Origin of the sequence: Pseudomonas protegens, from assembly GCF_013407925.2 — a bacterium.
GTDB lineage: Bacteria > Pseudomonadota > Gammaproteobacteria > Pseudomonadales > Pseudomonadaceae > Aquipseudomonas > Aquipseudomonas fluorescens_AP.
Map to the genome: position 1 here is coordinate 757,033 of NZ_CP060201.1, position 20,329 is coordinate 777,361.

Consider the following 20,329-nt stretch of genomic DNA (forward strand, 5'->3'; position numbering starts at 1 on the left):
CCCCGACATGCATGCAGACCTGATTGAAGCGGCGCACCACCTGCGCCAGGCCCAGCTCAACGGCCAGCCCTGCGCCCCGGTGCGCGAGCTGATTGCCCAGGCCCAGGCCGCGCAACCCCACACCTCCCTGGCCGACCTGGCCTACCAGGTGCAGCACTACAACAACCAGGCGGCCATCGATACCGGACGCCGCCCGGTAGGCCACAAGATCGGCCTGACCTCCCGCGCCGTGCAGCAGCAACTGGGGGTGGACCAGCCGGACTTCGGCCAGCTGTTCGCCGACATGGCCCGCGGTGACGACCAGCCCATCGCCTGGAGCGACACCTGCCAGCCCAAGGTCGAGGCCGAGGTGGCCCTGGTGCTGGAACATGACCTGAACCATGAGCGCCACACGCTGGCCGACCTGATCCGCGCCACCGCCTTTGCCCTGCCGGCCATCGAGATTGTCGGCAGCCGCATTGCCCAGTGGGACATCCGCCTGAGCGACACCATCGCCGACAACGCCTCCAGCGGGCTGTTCGTGCTCGGCAGCCAGCCGGTGGCCCTGGAAAAACTCGATCTGGTGCGCTGCGGCATGAGCCTGACCCGGCGTGGCGAGCCGGTGTCGGTGGGCGCCGGCGCCGCCTGCCTGGGCAACCCGCTGAACGCCGCCCTGTGGCTGGCCGACACCCTGGCCCGCCTGGGCACGCCACTGCGGGCCGGCGACATCCTCCTGACCGGCGCCCTCGGGCCCATGGTCGCGGTGCAGCCGGGAGATCGCTTCACCGCGCACATCCAGGGCCTGGGCAGCGTCAGCGCCGCCTTCGCCAGCGTCCAATGAACCGGAGCCACGCATGAACCCAACCCTCAAGGCCGCGATCATCGGCTCGGGCAATATCGGCACCGACCTGATGCTGAAAATCCTGCGTCAGGCCCGGCACCTGCAACTGAGCGCCATGGTCGGCATCGACCCGGCTTCCGACGGCCTGGAACGGGCCCGGCGCCTGGGCGTGGCCACCACCCACGAAGGCGTCGAAGGCCTGCTGCGCATGCCCGAGTTTGCCGCCATCGACATCGTGTTCGATGCCACCTCGGCCGCCGCCCACCAGCACCACGAGGCCGTGCTGCGCCAGGCCAAGCCGGGCATCCGCCTGATCGACCTGACCCCGGCGGCCATCGGCCCCTACTGCATTCCGGTGGTCAACCTGGAGCAGCACCTGCACAGCCTCAACCTGAACATGGTCACCTGCGGCGGCCAGGCGACCATTCCCATGGTCGCCGCGGTGTCGCGGGTGGCCCCGGTGCACTACGCGGAAATCGTCGCCTCGATTGCCAGCAAATCCGCCGGCCCCGGCACCCGGGCCAATATCGACGAGTTCACCGAAACCACCCGCCACGCCATCGAGACCCTCGGCGGGGCCACCCGGGGCAAGGCGATCATCGTCATGAACCCGGCCGAACCGCCGCTGATCATGCGCGACACGGTGCTGATGCTGTCGGCCGCCGCCGATCAGCGGCAGATCGCCGCCTCCATCGCCGAGATGGCCGCGGCGGTGCAGACCTATGTGCCCGGCTACCGGCTCAAGCAGCAGGTGCAGTTCGAGCCGATCCCGGCCTCGGCGCCGCTGCTGATCCCAGGGCTGGGGCGTTTCAGCGGGCTCAAGACCTCGGTATTTCTGGAGGTCGAGGGCGCCGCCCATTACCTGCCCGCCTACGCCGGCAACCTCGACATCATGACCTGCGCCGCGCTGGCCACCGCCGAGCGCATGGCCCAGTCGCTGCTCAACCGCTGAAGGAGCTTCGCCATGACTTTCAACCCCGGCAACAAGCTCTACATTTCCGACGTGACCCTGCGTGACGGCATGCACGCCATCCGCCACCAGTACAGCCTGGATCAGGTCCAGGCCATCGCCCGGGCCCTGGACGCGGCCCGGGTCGACAGCATTGAAGTGGCCCACGGCGACGGCCTGCAGGGCTCCAGCTTCAACTACGGCTTCGGCGCCCACACCGATCTGGAATGGATCGAAGCCGCGGCCGAGGTGCTCGAACACGCGCGCATCGCCACCCTGCTGCTGCCCGGCATCGGCACCGTTCACGACCTCAAGGCCGCCTACCAGGCCGGTGCCCGGGTGGTGCGGGTGGCCACCCACTGCACCGAGGCCGATGTCTCGCGCCAGCACATCGAATGCGCCCGGGAACTGGGCATGGACACCGTGGGCTTTCTGATGATGAGCCACATGACCAGCCCGGAAAATCTCGCCGTGCAGGCGCAGAAAATGGAAAGCTACGGCGCCACCTGCATCTACGTGGTGGACTCCGGCGGCGCCATGAACATGCAGGACATCCGCCTGCGCTTTCGGGCGCTGAAGGCCGTGCTCAAGCCGGACACCGCCACCGGCATGCACGCCCACCACAACCTCGGCCTGGGGGTGGCCAACTCCCTGGTGGCGGTGGAAGAAGGCTGCCAGCGCATCGACGCCAGCCTCGCCGGCATGGGCGCCGGGGCCGGTAACGCGCCGCTGGAAGTGTTCATCGCCGCCGCCGACAAGCTGGGCTGGAACCACGGCACCGACCTCTATCGCCTGATGGACGCCGCCGACGATCTGGTGCGCCCGCTGCAGGACCGGCCGGTGCGGGTCGACCGCGAAACCCTGGCCCTGGGCTACGCCGGGGTCTACTCCAGCTTCCTGCGCCACGCCGAACAAGCCGCCCACAAGTACGGCCTGAAAACCGTCGACATCCTGGTCGAGCTCGGCCACCGGCGCATGGTCGGTGGCCAGGAAGACATGATCGTCGACGTCGCCCTCGACCTGCTCGCTGCCCGGGAGTCCCGCCCATGAACCTCGATCTTGCCCCCATCGCCCACGCGCTGGATCAGGCCGCGCGCAACGCTCGCGCCCTGCCCCAGTTCAGCCGGCACAGGCCCTTCAACCTGGAGCAGGCCTACCAGATCCAGCGCGCCTCCATGGCCCACCGCTACGCCGATGGCGAACGCATGATCGGCCTCAAGCTGGGCTTCACCAGCCGCGCCAAGATGCAGCAGATGGGCGTCGACAGCCTGATCTGGGGCTGGCTCACCGACGCCATGCTGGAAGAGGACGGCGGCCAGCTGAACCTGGACCGCTACATCCACCCCCGGGCCGAACCGGAGCTGTGCTTCCTCACCCGGCGCGCCATCGACCGGCCGCTGACCCAGCTCGAAGCCGTGGACTATCTGGAGGCCGTGGCCCCGGCCATCGAGATCATCGACTCGCGCTACGAGGCGTTCAAATTCAGCCTGGAAGACGTGGTGGCGGACAACTGCTCCTCGGCCGGGCTGGTGGTCGGCCCCTGGTCCCGGGATTTTTCCACCCTGGCCAACGCCGGCGTGCTGATGCGCCTGGACGGTGCCCTGGTGGAGGCCGGTTCGACCGCGGCGATCCTCGGCCATCCGCTGCGCAGCCTGGTGCACGCCTCGCAACTGCTGGCCCGGGCCGACATCAGCCTGCCCGCCGGCAGCCTGATCATGGCCGGCGCCGCCACCGCCGCCGTGGCCCTGACACCCGGCGCGCAGTTGACGGTGGAGATCAATGGCTACGGCGAATGCGCCTTCACCTGCAGCGGCCAGGCACAAGGAGAAGGCTCATGAGCATCAATCGCGCGACCCTGGTGCCGGGCAAGGCCAAGCCCCGGGGCCGCTTCCCCCATATCAAGCGCGCCGGCGATCTGCTGTTCGTCTCCGGCACCAGCTCGCGGCGCCCGGACAACAGCTTCGACGGCGTCGAAGTGGACGAGCTGGGCACCACCCGCCTGGACATTCGCGCCCAGACCCGGGCGGTGATCGAGAACATCCGCGATATCCTCGCCAGCGAAAACGCCGGGCTGCAGGACCTGGTGGAAATCAGCGCCTTCCTGGTGGATATGAACGACTTCGGTCCCTACAACCAGGTCTACGCCGAGTACTTCGACGAACAGGGCCCGACCCGCACCACCGTGGCCGTGCATCAGTTGCCGCACCCGCACCTGCGCATCGAAATCAAAGCGGTGGCCTACGCCCCGCTCAATCGCCGAGAACAATAACAATGGACAAGCACCACTACAGCGCACCGCTGAACTTCAACCGTTGGCTGGACGAACATGCCCATCTGCTGCAACCGCCGGTGGGCAACCGCCAGGTGTGGCAGGACGCCGACTTCATGGTCACCGTGGTCGGCGGCCCCAACCAGCGCACCGACTTTCACGACGACCCCATGGAAGAGTTCTTCTATCAGTTCAAGGGCAATGCCTACCTGAACATCTGGGACCGCGGCCGCTACGAACGCATCGACCTGCGCGAAGGCGACATCTACCTGATGGCGCCCCACGTCATCCATTCCCCGCAACGCCCGGAGCCCGGCAGCCTGTGCCTGGTGGTGGAGCGCCAGCGGCCCAAGGGCCTGCTGGACGCCCTGCAATGGTCCTGCGCCCGCTGCGGCACGCTGATCCAGCGCTATGAAATGCAGCTGCAGAGCATCGTCAACGACCTGCCACCGGTCTACGAAGAGTTCTACGCCACCAGCCAGGAGCAGCGGCGTTGCACTGGCTGCGGCGAAATCCACCCGGGCCGCGACTGGCAGACCTGGCACCACACCCTCAAGGCGGCGACCCCTTTATGAAAATCGACATGCATTCGCACTTCTTCCCCGACATCAGCCAGGACGAGGCCGCGCGCCTGGACCCGGTGCGCGCGCCCTGGCTGCGCAAGGACGGCGCCCGGGGCCAGATCATGGTCGGCGACAAAGCCTTTCGTCCGGTGCACGACGTGCTCTGGGACCCGGCGCGACGTGTCGAGCACCTGGACGAACAAGGCCTGGACCTGCAGATCATGTGCGCCACGCCGGTGATGTTCGCCTACGACGCGCCCATCGAACGGGCCCTGCCCTGGGCCCGGTTGATGAACGATCGGGCCATGGCCATGACCGCCGGCCACGAACGCCGGCTCAAGGTCCTGGCCCAGGTGCCGCTGCAGGACCTGGACGCCGCCTGCGCCGAAGCCAGCCGGGCCCAGGCCATCGGCCACGTCGGCGTGCAGATCGGCAACCACGTGGGCAATCACGACCTGGACCACGATCATCTGGTGACCTTTCTCGATCACTGCGCCCGTAACCAGATCCCGGTGCTGGTGCACCCCTGGGACATGATGGGCGGCGAGCGCATGCGCAAATGGATGCTGCCGTGGCTGGTGGCGATGCCGGCGGAAACCCAGCTGGGGATTCTGTCGCTGATCCTCTCCGGAGCCTTCGAGCGCCTGCCCGAATCCCTGCGCATCTGCTTCGCCCACGGCGGTGGCGGCTTCGCCTTTCTCCTGGGCCGGGTGGACAACGCCTGGCGTCACCGCGACATCGTCCGCGAAGACTGCCCGCAGTTGCCGTCCAGCTACGTCAAGCGCTTCTTCGTCGACTCGGCGGTGTTCGACCCCGGCGCCCTGAAACTGCTGGTGGAAGTGATGGGCAGTGAACGGGTGATGCTGGGTTCGGACTCACCCTTCCCCCTCGGCGAACAGCGCATCGGCAGCGGCATCGCCGAACACCCGACCCTGGCCGAAGCCGACAAGGCACGTCTGCTCGGCGGCAACGCCCAGGACTTTTTCAACCTGTACTGAGTGCCCGCACTCAGCCCCCCATCCCCCTCGCTGCACCCGTCACCGTGGTCATCCGGCGGGCACCCCATGCCCGCCTCGAACAAAACCTATAAGGAGCCACCCATGTACGAGCGAACGCAACACCTCGGCGAACTCATCGACCGCAGTCCTCTGTCCGCCCTGCAAATGCGGGTGCTATTGCTGTGTTTCCTGATCGTCCTGCTGGACGGCTTCGACACCGCCGCCATCGGCTACATTGCCCCGGAACTGATCCAGCACTGGAACATCGAGCGGGCACAACTGGCCCCGGCCTTCGGTGCCGGGCTGTTCGGCATGCTCCTGGGCAGTTTCTGTTTCGGCCCCCTGGCCGACCGCCACGGACGCAAGGTCGTGCTGCTGACCTGCGTGGCGATCTTCGGCCTGGGCACCCTGGCCACGGCGCTTTCACCGAACATCGAAGTGCTGAGCATCCTGCGCTTTGTCACCGGCATCGGCCTGGGCGGCGTGCTGCCCAACTGCATCACCCTGAGCTCGGAATACTCCCCGGCGCGGCGGCGCATGCTGCTGGTGACCCTGAGCTATTCCGGCTTCACCCTGGGCCTGGCCCTGGGCGGCGCGGTGGCCGGCGAGCTGCTGCCCCGGGTGGGCTGGCAGGGCCTGCTGCTGATCGGCGGCCTGGCGCCCCTGCTGCTATTGCCGGTGCTGTACCTGGCGCTGCCGGAATCGGTGTGCTTCATGGCCAACAGCCCACGCCACACCGCCACTTTGCGCCGCATCATCACCCGCATCAGCGGCCAGTCCGATTGGGAACGGGTACGACTGGTGGGCGATAGCGGCGAGGCCGGCGCCCGCTCACCGCTCTGGGCATTGTTCAGCCCCGGCCAGCTAGCCCGCACCCTGCTGCTATGGCTGACCTTCTTCTGCTGCCTGTTCGTGTTCTACCTGCTGACCAACTGGCTGCCCACGGTGCTGCGGGCCAGCGGCTACGACACCGGCGGCGCGGCACGGATCAGCGCCATGATCCCCTTTGGCGGCGTGCTCGGCGGCATCGCCATGGCCCTGCTGATGGACCGCATAGGCGCCCTGCGCATCCTGCCCTGGCTGTGCCTGATTGCCGCCTGCGCCCTGGCCCTGACCGGCAGCCAACTGCACAGCGCCGCCGGCACCCTGGCCATCGTGTTCCTGGCCGGTTTCAGCCTCACCGGCACCCTGAACAACCTCAGCGTGGTGGCCGCCACCCTCTACCCCACCGCCTCCCGGGCCACCGGCGTGGCCTGGGCCCTGGCGGCCGGCCGCGCCGGCTCCATCGTTGGCTCGCTGCTCGGTGGCTGGATCTTCAGCAACGCCGGTGACCTGCAACACTTCTTCGCCTGGATCGCGGTGCCGGTGGTGTTGGCAGGGGTGGCGCTGGGCGCGATGCAGCGTCTGCAGCAGCGGTCGCTGGCAGAGCCCGAAGCAGCGGTGTAACTCATCGCACTGGTCGGCTCGGAGAGCCGGCCAGTGCGCGCCTTTCAAGACTCGCGCAGCACAGCGCACAGCCCCTTCTCTCAGGCTATTTCGCTGAGTTTGATTAGAGAAATTCCTTATTTAAGAATCTTTTGCTTTCAGGGAGAATCGCCCGGCTCTTTCAGGGCGACGTGAACAATGGGGCTCGTCATCGCCGTCGATCTTGCGTCGCTCTAACTTTCCACAACGTCAAAGTACGCCGTGCTTTTCCGGGTTTCACAGGGTTCAAACGCCTGCCGAGGATCATGGCAGCATCGTTCAGTAATGGAGTACGCATGCAGAGTAAAGGGTTTCACAAGTCCCTCATTGCCTTGATGGTGGGAGCCATAGGCACACAGGCCGCGGCCGTTGAGTTCAATCTTGGCTTGGGACAGAACAGCTGGACGGATGAATCTTTCAGTGAATCGGTGACCTTGAGCGGGCAGGTCACCAAGACCGAGCCCGCCGCACCACAGGTACCAGGGGGTGTCGCAGGAGCGACTTTCATCAGAACCGATATTCAAGGCTCGCTGATCAACCGGGCCGACATCACTTTCGACGGCGTGACCAACGCTCGTGGCCTTGAAATAGACAGCTTTGGCGCCAATCCCAGTGCAACGGGTGGTTTTATCTCAGGGGATGTTAGGCAGGACGGCAAGCTGACCTTTATCAACGCGCGCAATGTCAACGGCTTCGAAATCGGCGGCGCGACGATTGGCGCAAGCGTCATAAACTCCGGCTCGATCACGATCACCGCTCAAGACAACCCAGCTTTTACGCCGAATCTCGAAGGCATGTTCGTGAACAGGGCCACGGTGATGGGCGACGTTGCCAATACCGGGACTATTGATGTTTCCGGCGACGAAGCCATTGGATTGATACTTGATGCCTCAGCGCTGCAGCCCATATTCATCGGCGGCAAGTTGCTCAACTCCGGCAGCATTCGTGTTAACGGCGCTGAGTCCAACGCGATGGATATAGAGACCAACACCAGTGCCCTGAAGATCGAAAACAGCGGCCTGATGTCAGCCACTGGCAAGGATGCTTCTTCCATCGTTTTTTATGACGGCACCGTCGACTACCTGCTCAACACCGGCACGATTGAAGGCAAAGGCACAAACGCAGCAGCCATCGACCTCAGGGGCGCCACCTTCACCCAGACCTCGGCTGCGGGAGCCCGGGGCATTATCAACCGCGGCACGATTCTGGCTGACGGGGTCGCTATTTCGGTGAGTGCCACGGAGCAAACCTCGCCCCTGGAAATCAATCAGCAGGCGGGCGAGATTCGCAGCAATAGCGGTATCGCGATCAATGGCGCCAACCTGGCGCAACTGAACTGGACCGGAGGCCAGATTACCGGCGACCTGCTTGACCTCACGAGCATCAATATTGCCGGACAGGCAAGCTTCAACGGCCAGCGCATGGTCGGGCCGCTGTCGATCAGCTCGGGCTCCTTGAACCTCGCCACCCAAGGCACCACCCTTACCGGTGATCTGTCAGTCAGCAACGGCGCCGGTATCGATATGCGCCTGACCGACAGCGTACTGCCGGGCACGCCCTATCTGACGGTCAACGGCACCGCGACCTTCGCCCAAGACTCGAAGCTGACGCTGAGCGCCAACCCCGGCGAATTTCAGGCCCCTGCCGCAGGGACCCGCTACACCCTGGTTAAAGCCAGCAGCGTGCAAAACAATGGCCTGAGCGTGGCCAGCCAGTCGGCATTGCTGGACGTACTCAGCTACACCGCGGATGCCCAGACCGTCTCGGCCGAGGTGGGACTGAAAAGCGACCAACAGGTTCAACAGGCCCTGCTCGCCCAGGGTTCGGACCCGACCACGGCGACTGTGGTGAACACCCTGAAAAACCAGATCCTGGGGCGGCTAAGCGAAAGCGATCCGGTGTTTCAGGCACTGGCGACCCAGTCCAGCGCGGCGGGCCTTGCCGCGCAGGGCGAACGGCTGAAACCCGATGTGAATCGCGGTGTGCTGGATACCACCGTGGCGGCACAGAATCAGGTCAATAGCGCGATTTTCAGCCGCCTGGATCGCCAGCCCGGCAGTGTACTCGGCAGCGCCCCGAGCCATGATCACGGCGTCTGGGTACAAGGGCTGAGCAGCGACCTGGACCAGGATCGCCGCGACCATCGCAATGGTTACTCCGCCAACAGTAGCGGCGTCGTGGTCGGCGTCGATGGCAAGGTCAGTCCCACCACGACCCTGGGGGTCGCCTACGCCTACCACAACGCCAATATCCATTCGGACCTGAACAACAAGACCGATGTACAAGGCAATGCCCTCGCGCTGTATGGCAACTGGGCGCTGCAGAACTGGTTCGTGGACGGCAGCCTGGGCTATGGCCATAACGAAAACGACAGCAAGCGCCATGTCGCCGGCACCACAGCCAAAGGCAGCTATGACAGCAACTTGCTGTCCATGAGCCTGCTCGGCGGCTACACCTTCACGCTGAGCGACAACGCGCTGCTTGAACCTCGTGTGGCCGCCCGTTATGCCAACGTGCGCATGCAAGGCTTCAAGGAGCATGGCTCATCCGCGGCCCTTGATAACGGCTCCCAACGTTATGAGATCGGCGAACTGGGGGCCGGCCTGCGCCTGGCCGGCAGTTGGCCGTTGGCCCAGGGACGGCTTGAGCCCGAAGCCAGCCTGATGACCTACCACGACGTGATCGGGGACCGTGTCGCCCAGACCTCAAGCTTCGTATTGGGAAGCTCATCCTTCACCGTTACCGGGGCCTCGGTGGCTCGTGACCGTTATGAAGCAGCGGTTGGTCTGAACTACGCCGTGTCGTCCCTGGTGATCGGCGCCAGCTACAACTATCAGGCCCGCAGCGGCTTCGACGCGAACGGCATGACCTTGAAGGCCAGCTACGCGTTTTAAACGACAAACGCCGGGCCACCGTTCAGGTGGCCCGGCGCCCCTGCTCACTCGACGGGCTATGGCCTGGTTTCAGCCAGGCACCCTGCCCGAGCATTCGCACTCCAGACCGCCACCCGCTCAAAAAATATCGATCGGGTAATCGGTAATCAGCCGGAACTCATCAATATTGCCCTCGCCCTGAGCCACGTTGGCCCGGTGCCAGGTCTGGCGCAGACGAAAGCTCAGGTCCTTGAGCGGGCCGTTCTGCACCACATAGCGCGCTTCAAAGTTGATCTCACGGTGCACGCCGTCCTGGCCATACATCCCGGCGTAGGCGCTGCCTGCCGGGGTGTGCGTGCCGTCGATGCCGGAGCCGCGCAGGTAGCGGGTCATCAGGTTCCAGCCGGGCATGCCGTAGCCGGCCAGCGACAGGTCGTAGCGCAGTTGCCAGGAACGCTCGTTGGGGCCGTTGAAGTCCGAGTACTGCACCGAGTTGGGCAGGTAGATCGAGGCGCCCTGGTCGCGGCCATTGCGGCCGTTGCGGTCCAGGTCGCCCACCCCCAGGTAGTCGAACGGGGTGTTGCCGTCGACGTTCTGCAGCGCCAGGGTCAGGCGGTGGGCGCCCAAGCCATAGAACACCGAGGCGCCCAGGGTGGTGTTGTCGATGGCGCCAGCTCTGGCTTGGCCAGTGTCAAGGGTGCGGTAGAGGTTGAGGTCGAAACCGGCCTGCCGGCCCTGCCCCAGGTCGGTACGGCCGTTGAGGTTGGCGTAGTACTGGTTCCAGATGTCGGCGAAACGCGCCGCGTAGAAGCTGGCGCCCAGGTCTTCGGTGAACTGGTACTGGCCGCCCAGGTAGTCCACCGAGGGCGTGGTGACGCCGGCATAGAAGGCCCAGAGGTCGCCATTGCTGTTGGTGGTGACGTGGCCGGTGGCCGAGGTGAAATGCCCGGCCTGCAACTTGAGTTTGTCCAGTTCCTGGCTGTCCAGGGCAAAGCCGGTGGCGGTTTCCGGGATCAGGCGGTTGTGGCCGACGGCGAACACCGGGGTGTCCACCGACTGCTCGCCGAAACGCAGCACGCTGTTGGAGACGTTCAGTTTCAGCGCGGCACCGGCCTTGGCGTATTCGTCCGCCGGCTTACCGTTGTCGTGGATCGGCAGGTTGTAGGTGCCGGTCTTGCCTCCGGAGGCATCCAGCTTGAGCCCGAGAGTGGCGAAGACATCCACGCCGACGCCGACCGTGCCCTGGGTGAACCCGGATTCGAAGCGGCCGATAAAGCCCTGGGTCCAGTCCTTGCGGTCGGCACGGCCGTCCTGGACGCTGCGGTTGAGGTAGTAGTTGCGGGCCAGGATGCGCAGATGGCTGTCCTCGATGAAACCGGCCGGCTCCTCCCCGGCCCCGTGGACGCTCCAGGGCAGGCAACCCAGCAGCGGCAACAGCAAAAGCGGTGAACGGCGCATTACGTCAGACATGGCAAAACCCTTGTGGATTATTGTTTTTGTAAAGGTGGCGACAGGGATCGACAGTGACCAAAGGCCCCGTGGGAGCCGGCTTGCCGGCGAAGGCGATCACGCGGACCGCTTCGCCGACCAGCCGGCTCCCGCAAACGGGGTGCTCCGGAACTCAGGGTTGGATCGGCAACGGCTTGGGCGCCTCGGCATCCAGCGGGCGCTGGCCGCGAAAGCGCAGGTAGTAGATGAGCAGGATCAGCGCCAGGAACGGCAGCCCGCAGACCAGGGTCAGGAAGAACTGCTCGGTGAACAGCGTGGTGATCATCACCGCCAGCATCAGCAACAGCCCTCCCAGGCTGGTCCAGGGATAACCCCAGAGCTTGAACGCCAGGGGTTCGGAGCCCTGTTGCCGGCGAAAGAACAGGTGGGTGAGGAAGATTCCGGCCCAGGTGAACATGGCGCCAAACATGGCGATCGACATCATCAGGGTGAAGGCTTTTTCGGCGTAGGCCAGGTACAGCAAGGTGGCCAGGGCAATCCCCAGGGACGACAGCAGCAGCGCCGCCAGGGGCACGCCATTGTTGGTCAGGCGCCCGAACAGCGCCGGCGCCTGGCCGGCCCGGGACAGGCTGAACATCAGCCGCGTGGTGATGTACAGCTGGCTGTTCATCGCCGACAGCGCCGCCACCAGGATCACCGCATTGATCACCCCGCCGGCATAGGGAATGCCGGTGGCCGCCATGACCATGACAAAGGGGCTTTCACCGCCGGTGTTGCGGCTCCAGGGCACGATGGCCAGGACCAGGGCGATGGTCAGCAGGTAGAACACCACCAGGCGCACCATGGTGATGCGAAAGGCCCGGGTCACTGCACGTTCCGGGTCCTTGGCCTCGCCCGCGGCCACGGCGATCATCTCGATGCTCAAGTAACTGAAGAAGGCCACGATCACCGCCACCCAGGTGCCCCAGGCGCCGTTGGGAAAGAAGCCGCCCTCGTTGCTGTAGTTGGCAAAACCGATGCCCGAGCCGGGCGCCGCGCCGTACACCACCCAGGCCCCGAGCAGGATGAACACCAGGATGGCGCACAGCTTGAGCAGCGAGAACACATACTCGATGCCGCCGAACACCTTGACGCTGAAGGCGTTGGCCAAAATCAGCGCCAGGGAGAAACCGAGCATCCAGTAACCGCCGGGCACCTCGGGGTACCAGTACTTCATGTACATCGCCGCCGCGGTGATTTCCGTGCCCACGGCAAACACGATGGAGGCCCAGTAGGCGTAGCGGATGGCAAAGCCGAACCAGGGCGCCACATAGAATTCGGCGAATGAACCGAACGAGCCGGACGTCGGATGGCGCACGGTCATTTCCGCCAGACAGCCCATCAGCAACAGGGCGATTACCGCGCCGATGGCGTAGCTCACCAGCACGCTGGGCCCGGCAAAGCCGATGGCGAAACTGCTGCCCAGAAACAGCCCGGTGCCGATGGCCCCGCCGATGGCGATCATCGACAGCTGGCCACTGCTCAGGCTTTGCTTGAGGCCGTGTTCACGGTCTGCCACTTGTTTGAAGGTGCGTATTGTTTTTGTCATGACACTCTTGCTCCAAGGCTGGGCACGGGGTTCAGGTCACCGCTTTGCGGGCCAGGAACTGCGGCTGGTTCCATGCCTCGCTGACGAGGATGTCGCGCAGTGCGTCGACGCAGCTCCAGATGTCTTCAAAGCGGTTGTACAGCGGCGCGAAACCGAAGCGCAGGATGTCCGGCGCGCGAAAATCACCGACGATGCCCCGGGCAATCAGGGCCTGCATCACCGGGTAGGCCTGGGGGTGGCTCAGGGAAACCTGGCTGCCGCGCTGCTGGGCATCGCGCGGGGTCTGCAACTGCACGCCCAACCCGGCCAATTGCTCGTCACACAGGCGGATGAACAGCTCGGACAAGGCCAGGCTCTTGCTGCGCAAGGCCTGCAGGTCGACGCCGTCGAACACCTCCAGCGCCGCTTCCAGAGCCAGCACGCCCAACTGCGGCGCGGTGCCCACCAGCATCCGGTCGAGGCTCGGGTGCGGCTGGTAGTCATGGCTGAAATCGAAGGGCTTGGCGTGCCCGTGCCAACCGGTCAGCGGCTGGCGCAATTGGACGATGTGACGCTCGGCGACAAACACGAAGGCCGGCGCGCCGGGGCCGCCATTGAGGTACTTGTAGCCGCAGCCCACGGCAAAGTCCGCGCCGGCCGCGTTCAGCTCCACCGGCATGGCGCCGGCCGAGTGGCACAGGTCCCAGACCACCAGCACACCCAGCTCGTGGGCCCGCGCGGTGATCGCCGCCATGTCGTAGCGGCGGCCGGTCTTGTAGTTGACGTGGGTCAGGGAGAGGATCGCCACCTGGTCGCTGAGGGCGTCGAGGACCTGCTCCGGGTCAACACACTGCAGCCGGCAGCCGGTCAGCTCCGCGACGCCCTGGGCGATGTACACATCGGTGGGAAAGTTGCCGTTCTCCGCCAGGATCACCCGGCGCGACGGCTGCATGCGCAAGGCCGCCACCAGCACCTTGAACAGGTTGATCGAGGTGGAGTCGGCCACTATCACTTCGTGCCCCTGGGCCCCGATCAGCCCGGCGATGCGGGCCCCGGTGCGCTGCGGCGCGGGGTACCAGTCGGCGTCGTTCCAGGAGTTGATCAGGCCCTCGGCCCACTCCACCTTGAGCACCTGCTCCAGACGCGCCGGGACATGGGCCGGCATGGCCCCCAGGGAGTTGCCGTCGAGGTAGATCTTGTGTTGCGGCAAAGTAAAACGCTGGCGACAGAAGGCCAGCGGGTCTGACTGATCCAACTGCTGGATCTGCTCCCGGGTACAGGGCGCGGAACGGCTCATGACGATCCCTCGGTATCGATGATTGGGGCGCCGGGGCCGCAGCAAACGGCCCTGGCGAGTCCGGATGCTAGCCAGGGTCGTCATTACTGGATAATAGAAAAGGCGGCCCTTTGTATTCCCGCTGGTAATACCCAGCCCTGCTCACCGCCGGCCCTCCATCGGCGGGCCGCTCGGTAGCGCCGCAGCCGCCACAGCGCTGGCGCAAAGGCCCTGTCGAGGACTTTTATTTGCCAAGGCTATTTCAAGTTGGTACGCCATGTGCAAACGTTTGCGAGTTGCATTTTTGTGGGTGTTCGCCACCGCCCTGCGGGGGAACGGACATCAGGGACTTCACACCGCACGAACAGGGACTTTCCATGCACAATCGCTTCCCCCGCCCGGCTTGCCGCGGCCTGTCGGCTGCTTCCTTCGGGCTGGCCGGCGTTACCGCGCTACTCAGCCACGCCGCGCAGGCCCAATCCCCCGCCCCGGACGCATCAGCCCAGGGCGAAAGCCTGAGCGCCGAGGTCCAGCCTGCGAAACAGGGCGCCTACCTTTCCGACTGGTACAACCAGGACCTGATGCTGATCGGCAGCAAGGACATCAGCTTCGGCCCGCGCCCGGCGGACGACATCTACCTGGAATACGAATACTTCGGACGCAAAGGCCCCTTCGAGCTGTACGGCTACATCGACCTGCCGAAGATCCTCGACATCGGCAACAGCCACGACAAGGGCATCTGGGACCACGGCTCGCCGCTGTTCATGGAGCACGAACCGCGGATCTCCATCGACTACCTGGCCGGCCGCAGCCTGGCCATCGGCCCGATCAAGGAGTGGTATGTGGCCTTCGACTGGATCTACGACCACGGCAGCCGCACCGCCAACCGTGCCAACACCCTGTACAGCGGCCTGGGCACCGACATCGACACCCATTCCCGGGTCAACCTCTCGGCCAACTTCTACGGCCGCTACCAGTGGGAAAACTACGGCGCCAGCAACGAGTATTCCTGGGACGGCTACCGCGCCCAGCTGAAATACATCGTGCCCATCGACAGCTACAGCAACGGCGCCTCGCTGACCTACATCGGCTTCACCAATTTCGATTTCGGCTCCGACCTGCACAAGGACAACCCGGCACGCACCGCCAATGCCACGGTGGCCACCAACGTGCTGCTGTATGCCTTCACTCACCTGCGCTTCACCCTGGTGGGCCGCTACTTCCACAACGGCGGCAACTGGGAGGATGGCAGCGTGCTGAATTTCGGCGAGGGCGAGTTCCGCGCCCGCTCCAATGGCTGGGGCTATTACGCCGGGGTCGGTTATCAGTTCTAGAAGCAGCGGCAAGCGGCAAGCGCCGTCTGTTTGTAGCTTGAGGCTTGTAGCTTGAGGCTTGATATTTCTGAAGATGAAGGAGGTTGTATGCGAGGGATTCAAAAGGTTTCGTGGGTATTGGGCTTGAGCGCGCTGATGGTCAGCGGCGCCTGGGCCAATGAGGCACCGATCACGCCCAAGGTGGTGCTGATCAGCATGTTCGCGCCGGAGGCGCAGCACTGGATCGAGCGCCTGGAGCTCAAGCGCGAGATTCGCGTGCCGGGGCTGGCGGCGGAGTATCCGAGCATTCGCTGCAATGACCGGGACGTGTGCCTGTTGACCACCGGCATGGGCCAGACCAATGCCGCGGCCTCGACCCTGGCCCTGGCCCTGTCGCCGAAGTTCGACCTGCGCAAAAGCTATTTCCTGATTGCCGGGATCGCCGGCATCAGCCCGCACCACGGCACCATCGGCACCGCCGCCTGGGCTCATTACCTGGTGGAGTTCGGCACCCAGTGGGAAATCGACTCCCGGGACGCGCCCAAGGACTGGCCCACCGGCTACCTGGGGATCAACACCAAGGGCCCCAACGAAAAACCGCCCCTGGACTACAAGACTGAGGTCTTCGAGTTGAACCCCAAGCTCCAGGCCAAGGCCTTCGCCCTGAGCCACAAGGTGAGCTTGAGCGAAAGCCAGCAATCAGCAGCCTGGCGCCTGAAATACCCCAAGGCCCCAGCCAACCAGCCGCCGGTGGTGACCCGTTGCGACACCCTGGCGGGTAACACCTGGTTCTCCGGCACTCGCCTGAGCGAACGGGCCGAAGTCTGGACCCGCCTGCTGACCGACAACAAAGGCACCTACTGCACCACCCAGCAGGAAGACAACTCCACCTACGAAGCCTTGCTGCGGGCCAGCCGCGAGGGCCTGGTGGACATCCAGCGCCTGGCGGTGCTACGGGCCGGCTCCGACTTCGACCGCCCGGCGCCGGGGGCCAGCGAAGTGGACAACCTGCTCAAGTACGCCGACCAGGGCGGCTTTGTCCCGGCCCTGGAGAACCTCTACCGGGCCGGCAATCCTCTGGTGCAGGACATTCTCGACAACTGGTCGACCTGGGAAAAAGGCGTCCCCGACGCCTGATCCTCCACAACCCGTAGAAGCCGGCTTGCCGGCGAAGGCGCTCTCAGGGGCCTCTTCGCTGGCCAGCCAGCGCCTACCGGGCGCAGGCACATCGAGGCCGCTCAGGGCATGAGAATGACTTTCTCGCCACGCCCCTGGTTCACTTCGGCATAGCGCTCCAGCCCCTGCTCCAGTGGTGATTCGACCAAGCCTTCGGGCAGCGGCAGCAGGCCTTCATCAAAGTAGCGGCCGAACTGCTCCAGCATCGCCGCGCACGCCTCTACGCCGTACAACAGCGAGTTGATCCCCACCACCGAGCCACCCTTGCGGTACAGGGCCAGGGCCGGCAGTTGCACATGCCCGTCCAGCGGCGCGGCAATGATGGCGATGCGGCCGAAGGTGGTCAGGGCCGGCACTGCCGCCGGCAGCCAGAAGCCGGTGGTGTCGAAGATCACCTCGGCGCCGTCGGCATACACCTCGGCCACCTGGGCCGCCAGGGTTTCCGGCTGTTGCAGGTGCAGGGTCGGATAGCCCTGGGCTTCCAGCGCCCGGACCTGCTCGGCCCGCCGCGCCGCCGCCAGCACCCGGGCCCCGCGCACCTTGGCCAAAGCCAGGGCCGCCGTGGCCACCGCGCCGCCACCGATCACCAGCAGCCGCGTGCCGCTCGTCACGCCGCTGCGCTCCAGGGCATCCCAGGCGGTGGTGTATGGCACCCCGAGGCTCGCGGCCTGGGCAAAGCTCAACTGCCGGGGCTTGCGGGCCACGCCCCGGGCGGACAGCACCACGTACTGGGCATGGCTGCCGTCGGCGAAGAAACCCAGCTCCTTGCCGGTGCCCCAGACCTCCTGACCGATCAGCTCGGCCGGCCCCTGCTCCACCACCCCGGCGAAATCTCGCCCGGGAATCCGCGGCAGCGTGGTGTAGGGAAAGCGCCCGAGCACATTCTTCACGTCGCTGGGGTTCAGGCCTGCGGCCTGGATGCGCACCAGCACCTGGCCGGGGCCCGGCAGCGGCGTGGGAAGGTCCACCAGGCGCAGGGCAGCGAGGTCGCCGGTGGCGGAAAATTGCAGTGCTTTCATCGTCGGTTCCATGCGTCAGGGAGATAGAAAAAAACCGGGCTCAGGACAGCCAACTGCTAAAGAGTTGGCGCCCCAGCGGCCACAACTGTTCACCGCCGAGCATGCCCAACAGGCCCACCAGGGCTATCGCCGGCGGCGCCGGGGAACGCACCTGCAAGGCGCCGTAAAGCAGGCCGACCAACAGGCCGGCGGCCAGGGAAATCAGGTAGTTCATGCTGCGCTCCAGGAGCCGTGCTGTTGATGCCGGGGTGAGGTGGCGTGTGCGGCACAGTCTAGGTGGCGGCTGCCTGCGGCATCGGCCAAGTGCTTCAGGATTTCGGCCAAAGCCGAAACCCGGGCGGTCGCTTGGCTGGCGTCCGCCTGATGCACCTCGGGGGCTCTGCGGAGCTTCGCGTCTCCTGCGGAGCCGTTCGCAGCCTGCGGCAGCGGCTACACCAAGCCGTGCCCTGGAGCCGCTGCTGAGCCTGCGAAGCTGCGAAAAGGACCGCAGGGCCTTGCTTAGCGGTCTTCCGACAAACCTCGGGCGAGCTTGAGATCGCCGCGTCTCCTGCGGAGCCGTTCGCAGCCTGCGGCAGCGGCTACACAAAGCTGTGCCCTGTAGCCGCTGCTAAGCCTGCGAAGCTGCGAAAAGGACCGCAGGGCCTTGCTTGGCTATATCCCGGCGAACCTCTGGCGCCCTCAAGATCGCCGCGTCTCCTGCGCAGCCGTTCGCAGCCTGCGGCAGCGGCTACACAAAGCTGTGCCCTGTAGCCGCTGCAGAGCCTGCGAAGCTGCGAAAAGGACCGCAGGGCCTTGCTTGGCGGTCTTCCGACAAACCTCGGGCGAGCTTGAGATCGCCGCGTCTCCTGCGCAGCCGTTCGCAGCCTGCGGCAGCGGCTACACAAAGCCGTGCCCTGTAGCCGCTGCTGAGCCTGCGAAGCTGCGAAAAGGACCGCAGGGCCTTGCTTGGCGGTCTTCCGACAAACCTCGGGCGAGCTTGAGATCGCCGCGTCTCCTTCGCAGCCATTCGCAGCCTGCGGCAGCGGCTACACCAGGCTGGCGTATTGGGAGGGCGCGACACCCAGTTCGCGGCGGAACATGTCGCTGAAGCTGCTGGGGGAATAACCCAGCTCGCGGGCAATGCGGCTCACCGGTACGCCCTGGATCAGTTCCGCGGCAGCGGTGGCCAGTTGCACCTGGCGCCGCCATTCGGCAAAGCCCAGGCCCAACTGTTCCTTGAACAGCCGCGCCAGGGTGCGCACGCTGGCCCCGGCCGCGTCGGCGTGCTGTTCAAAGGAAATGGCCAGCGACGGCGCCGCCATGACCGCCTGGCACAGGCTGCCCAGGCGCCGGTCGGAGGCGTCCGGCAGGGCGATCTTCAGCAGCGAGCGGCGGGCCCGCCGCAGCTCCAGCAGGGCCAGTTGCACCAGGGCTTCGTAGTAATCCGTCTGCGGCGGCTCGAGCTCCACCAGGCGCACGATCAGCTCCCGCAGCAGGTTGTCCACCTGCAGCACCTGGACGCTGGGGTCCAGGGTCGCCGCCAGGGACGGGCGCAGGTAGATATTGCGCATCTGCAGGTCGCTGACCACGCGAATCCCGTGCCGTACCCCGGGCGGCAGCCACACCGCCCGCTGCGGCGGCACCACCAGGGCCTCGGTGGGCGTCTCGACCCACATCACCCCGCTCATGGCGTACAGCAACTGGCCCCAGGCGTGCTCGTGGGGCTCGATGAACAAGCCGCGCGGATAGGTGCGAGCCAGGGGTTGCAGCGGGATCGCGGTGTCGCTCAGATCGGGAGGGGTGGCCAGGGCCATGACAAGCTCGCAACGGGTCGGCGGGCGCCCATGGTAACCAGCGGCCGCAGCGCTCGCCAGACGCTGGGAGCGCTCCGGGCGCGGACTTTTTCCCGGGCCCTGGCGGCCTCGCTCCGACCTTGGGCCGGTCAGGCGCGGAGCCAGGACCGTTGGCGCCAGAGTCGGACAATCAAAGTGAATTTTTTCCAGCCCGCAGGATCACTCAAGGATCACAGGGAGGAATCAAGGCTCTATGAACAACGCAAAACTCTTCGTCATCGAATACACCCTTCACGGCGCACCCAAGTCCTTCATCATTCGCCAGGAAAAGATGGACAACGCCGAGGCCTGGCACTGGGCCAGTTGCGATGCCGGTGTCGGTCGCATCGGCCGTTTCGGCCGCGAACGGGTGAAGAAAACCAGCAAGCCGATGGCCGAGAAATTCGGCATCGAGAACGTCACCTGGCGCCCTTCGGTCTAGGCGCTGGCGATGCGGGTGAAGCCCTGTGGCGCCACCCGCCTGACGGCTTCAGCCGTGGGCGCCCTTGGCGCATTTGCAGCCTTCGGTGGAGGCGCAAGGCTCACCATGGGCATGGTGATCGGCGCACGCCTGACAGCAGTAGTGCTTACCGTGACGGACAATCGAGTGGGCTCCAAGCTTGCAGGTGCAAGCCGGACAGGCACAGGTTTGATTGGACATGACAAGGCTCCTCTTGAGCGGCCTTCTGGTGGGACTCGATCAGCGCAGCGCCCGCGACAGCAACGGCCAGCGCAGGGTTCGAGTACCTGGAAAGGTTAGGCCAATCCGCTCTCCTCACCCG

Annotated in this window: 19 protein-coding genes; 12 read left to right on the forward strand and 7 right to left on the reverse strand. The window is 65.6% G+C overall.

What is annotated here, in order from left to right:
* Nucleotides 1-7 precede the first annotated feature (7 nt).
* The 9 genes from GGI48_RS03470 (at nucleotide 8) to GGI48_RS03510 (ending at nucleotide 9,957) form a co-directional block, all read left to right on the forward strand.
* Complete coding sequence (locus GGI48_RS03470) at nucleotides 8-820, forward strand: 2-keto-4-pentenoate hydratase (RefSeq protein ID WP_103740257.1); 813 nt, start codon at nucleotides 8-10, stop codon at nucleotides 818-820.
* A 13-nt stretch (nucleotides 821-833) separates the two neighbouring features.
* Nucleotides 834-1,772: an acetaldehyde dehydrogenase (acetylating) gene (locus GGI48_RS03475; protein ID WP_179596986.1), complete on the forward strand. Its 939-nt coding sequence runs from the start codon at nucleotides 834-836 to the stop codon at nucleotides 1,770-1,772.
* Nucleotides 1,773-1,784: 12 nt separating this feature from the next.
* Entirely contained in the window at nucleotides 1,785-2,819 is a 1,035-nt protein-coding gene (gene dmpG / locus GGI48_RS03480) for a 4-hydroxy-2-oxovalerate aldolase (RefSeq protein WP_179596988.1), read from the forward strand.
* The gene (locus GGI48_RS03485) at nucleotides 2,816-3,607 is read left to right on the forward strand and encodes a 2-keto-4-pentenoate hydratase (RefSeq protein WP_179596990.1); all 792 of its coding nucleotides are present in this window, start codon (nucleotides 2,816-2,818) and stop codon (nucleotides 3,605-3,607) included. Before dmpG ends, GGI48_RS03485 begins: the two co-directional genes overlap by 4 nt.
* Nucleotides 3,604-4,038, forward strand: coding sequence for a RidA family protein (locus GGI48_RS03490; RefSeq protein ID WP_179596992.1), 435 nt, complete (start codon nucleotides 3,604-3,606; stop codon nucleotides 4,036-4,038). Before GGI48_RS03485 ends, GGI48_RS03490 begins: the two co-directional genes overlap by 4 nt.
* A 2-nt stretch (nucleotides 4,039-4,040) precedes the next feature.
* Nucleotides 4,041-4,613, forward strand: a complete 573-nt coding sequence (locus tag GGI48_RS03495) for a 3-hydroxyanthranilate 3,4-dioxygenase (protein WP_016965505.1) — start codon at nucleotides 4,041-4,043, stop codon at nucleotides 4,611-4,613.
* Nucleotides 4,610-5,599, forward strand: coding sequence for an amidohydrolase family protein (locus GGI48_RS03500; protein ID WP_047303451.1), 990 nt, complete (start codon nucleotides 4,610-4,612; stop codon nucleotides 5,597-5,599). Before GGI48_RS03495 ends, GGI48_RS03500 begins: the two co-directional genes overlap by 4 nt.
* A gap of 102 nt (nucleotides 5,600-5,701) precedes the next feature.
* Nucleotides 5,702-7,045, forward strand: coding sequence for an MFS transporter (locus GGI48_RS03505; protein WP_179596994.1), 1,344 nt, complete (start codon nucleotides 5,702-5,704; stop codon nucleotides 7,043-7,045).
* 314 nt (nucleotides 7,046-7,359) lie between these two features.
* Nucleotides 7,360-9,957 (forward strand): autotransporter outer membrane beta-barrel domain-containing protein, encoded by a 2,598-nt coding sequence (locus GGI48_RS03510; RefSeq protein ID WP_179596997.1) that lies wholly within the window; start codon nucleotides 7,360-7,362, stop codon nucleotides 9,955-9,957.
* A gap of 117 nt (nucleotides 9,958-10,074) precedes the next feature.
* Here the strand turns inward: GGI48_RS03510 and GGI48_RS03515 are convergent, their stop codons facing one another.
* The 3 genes from GGI48_RS03515 to kynU all read right to left on the reverse strand — a co-directional run bounded on the left by GGI48_RS03515 (nucleotide 10,075) and on the right by kynU (nucleotide 14,249).
* Entirely contained in the window at nucleotides 10,075-11,406 is a 1,332-nt protein-coding gene (locus GGI48_RS03515) for an OprD family porin (protein ID WP_179596999.1), read from the reverse strand.
* 151 nt (nucleotides 11,407-11,557) lie between these two features.
* Nucleotides 11,558-12,973 carry an amino acid permease gene (locus GGI48_RS03520; RefSeq protein WP_103740265.1) on the reverse strand — a complete coding sequence of 472 codons (1,416 nt, stop codon included), beginning with the start codon at nucleotides 12,971-12,973 and terminating at the stop codon, nucleotides 11,558-11,560.
* 31 nt (nucleotides 12,974-13,004) lie between these two features.
* Nucleotides 13,005-14,249, reverse strand: coding sequence for a kynureninase (gene kynU, locus GGI48_RS03525; RefSeq protein WP_179597001.1), 1,245 nt, complete (start codon nucleotides 14,247-14,249; stop codon nucleotides 13,005-13,007).
* A 356-nt stretch (nucleotides 14,250-14,605) separates the two neighbouring features.
* On the opposite strand from kynU, the gene GGI48_RS03530 reads away from it, so the two are divergent.
* Both GGI48_RS03530 and GGI48_RS03535 read left to right on the forward strand, forming a co-directional pair.
* The gene (locus GGI48_RS03530; RefSeq protein WP_179597003.1) at nucleotides 14,606-15,562 is read left to right on the forward strand and encodes a nucleoside-specific channel-forming protein Tsx; all 957 of its coding nucleotides are present in this window, start codon (nucleotides 14,606-14,608) and stop codon (nucleotides 15,560-15,562) included.
* 87 nt (nucleotides 15,563-15,649) lie between these two features.
* Nucleotides 15,650-16,678 (forward strand): purine nucleoside permease, encoded by a 1,029-nt coding sequence (locus GGI48_RS03535; RefSeq protein ID WP_179597005.1) that lies wholly within the window; start codon nucleotides 15,650-15,652, stop codon nucleotides 16,676-16,678.
* 101 nt (nucleotides 16,679-16,779) lie between these two features.
* On the opposite strand, the gene GGI48_RS03540 is transcribed toward GGI48_RS03535, so the two are convergent.
* The 3 genes from GGI48_RS03540 to GGI48_RS03550 form a co-directional block, all read right to left on the reverse strand.
* Entirely contained in the window at nucleotides 16,780-17,736 is a 957-nt protein-coding gene (locus tag GGI48_RS03540) for a zinc-binding alcohol dehydrogenase family protein (protein WP_179597007.1), read from the reverse strand.
* Between the two features lie 40 nt (nucleotides 17,737-17,776).
* Nucleotides 17,777-17,950, reverse strand: coding sequence for a DUF1427 family protein (locus tag GGI48_RS03545; protein ID WP_080963042.1), 174 nt, complete (start codon nucleotides 17,948-17,950; stop codon nucleotides 17,777-17,779).
* Nucleotides 17,951-18,761: 811 nt separating this feature from the next.
* Entirely contained in the window at nucleotides 18,762-19,529 is a 768-nt protein-coding gene (locus GGI48_RS03550) for an AraC family transcriptional regulator (protein WP_047303435.1), read from the reverse strand.
* Nucleotides 19,530-19,761: 232 nt separating this feature from the next.
* Here GGI48_RS03550 and GGI48_RS03555 point away from each other — a divergent pair, with 232 nt between their 5' ends.
* On the forward strand, nucleotides 19,762-19,989 hold the full coding sequence (locus GGI48_RS03555) for a DUF6555 family protein (protein ID WP_011060569.1): 228 nt from the start codon (nucleotides 19,762-19,764) through the stop codon (nucleotides 19,987-19,989).
* A gap of 48 nt (nucleotides 19,990-20,037) precedes the next feature.
* Here GGI48_RS03555 and GGI48_RS03560 read toward each other — a convergent pair whose 3' ends face one another.
* Nucleotides 20,038-20,208: a metallothionein gene (locus tag GGI48_RS03560; protein WP_016965497.1), complete on the reverse strand. Its 171-nt coding sequence runs from the start codon at nucleotides 20,206-20,208 to the stop codon at nucleotides 20,038-20,040.
* Nucleotides 20,209-20,329 lie beyond the last annotated feature (121 nt).

Excerpts from the sequence above, each read along its gene's own strand:
- GGI48_RS03470 (WP_103740257.1), top strand. The coding sequence starts at position 8 with ATGCATGCAGACCTGATTGAAGCGGCGCACCACCTGCGCCAGGCCCAG.
- GGI48_RS03475 (WP_179596986.1), top strand. The coding sequence starts at position 834 with ATGAACCCAACCCTCAAGGCCGCGATCATCGGCTCGGGCAATATCGGC.
- dmpG (WP_179596988.1), top strand. The coding sequence starts at position 1,785 with ATGACTTTCAACCCCGGCAACAAGCTCTACATTTCCGACGTGACCCTG.
- GGI48_RS03485 (WP_179596990.1), top strand. The coding sequence starts at position 2,816 with ATGAACCTCGATCTTGCCCCCATCGCCCACGCGCTGGATCAGGCCGCG.
- GGI48_RS03490 (WP_179596992.1), top strand. The coding sequence starts at position 3,604 with ATGAGCATCAATCGCGCGACCCTGGTGCCGGGCAAGGCCAAGCCCCGG.
- GGI48_RS03495 (WP_016965505.1), top strand. The coding sequence starts at position 4,041 with ATGGACAAGCACCACTACAGCGCACCGCTGAACTTCAACCGTTGGCTG.
- GGI48_RS03500 (WP_047303451.1), top strand. The coding sequence starts at position 4,610 with ATGAAAATCGACATGCATTCGCACTTCTTCCCCGACATCAGCCAGGAC.
- GGI48_RS03505 (WP_179596994.1), top strand. The coding sequence starts at position 5,702 with ATGTACGAGCGAACGCAACACCTCGGCGAACTCATCGACCGCAGTCCT.
- GGI48_RS03510 (WP_179596997.1), top strand. The coding sequence starts at position 7,360 with ATGCAGAGTAAAGGGTTTCACAAGTCCCTCATTGCCTTGATGGTGGGA.
- GGI48_RS03515 (WP_179596999.1), bottom strand. The coding sequence starts at position 11,406 with ATGTCTGACGTAATGCGCCGTTCACCGCTTTTGCTGTTGCCGCTGCTG.
- GGI48_RS03520 (WP_103740265.1), bottom strand. The coding sequence starts at position 12,973 with ATGACAAAAACAATACGCACCTTCAAACAAGTGGCAGACCGTGAACAC.
- kynU (WP_179597001.1), bottom strand. The coding sequence starts at position 14,249 with ATGAGCCGTTCCGCGCCCTGTACCCGGGAGCAGATCCAGCAGTTGGAT.
- GGI48_RS03530 (WP_179597003.1), top strand. The coding sequence starts at position 14,606 with ATGCACAATCGCTTCCCCCGCCCGGCTTGCCGCGGCCTGTCGGCTGCT.
- GGI48_RS03535 (WP_179597005.1), top strand. The coding sequence starts at position 15,650 with ATGCGAGGGATTCAAAAGGTTTCGTGGGTATTGGGCTTGAGCGCGCTG.
- GGI48_RS03540 (WP_179597007.1), bottom strand. The coding sequence starts at position 17,736 with ATGAAAGCACTGCAATTTTCCGCCACCGGCGACCTCGCTGCCCTGCGC.
- GGI48_RS03545 (WP_080963042.1), bottom strand. The coding sequence starts at position 17,950 with ATGAACTACCTGATTTCCCTGGCCGCCGGCCTGTTGGTCGGCCTGCTT.
- GGI48_RS03550 (WP_047303435.1), bottom strand. The coding sequence starts at position 19,529 with ATGGCCCTGGCCACCCCTCCCGATCTGAGCGACACCGCGATCCCGCTG.
- GGI48_RS03555 (WP_011060569.1), top strand. The coding sequence starts at position 19,762 with ATGAACAACGCAAAACTCTTCGTCATCGAATACACCCTTCACGGCGCA.
- GGI48_RS03560 (WP_016965497.1), bottom strand. The coding sequence starts at position 20,208 with ATGTCCAATCAAACCTGTGCCTGTCCGGCTTGCACCTGCAAGCTTGGA.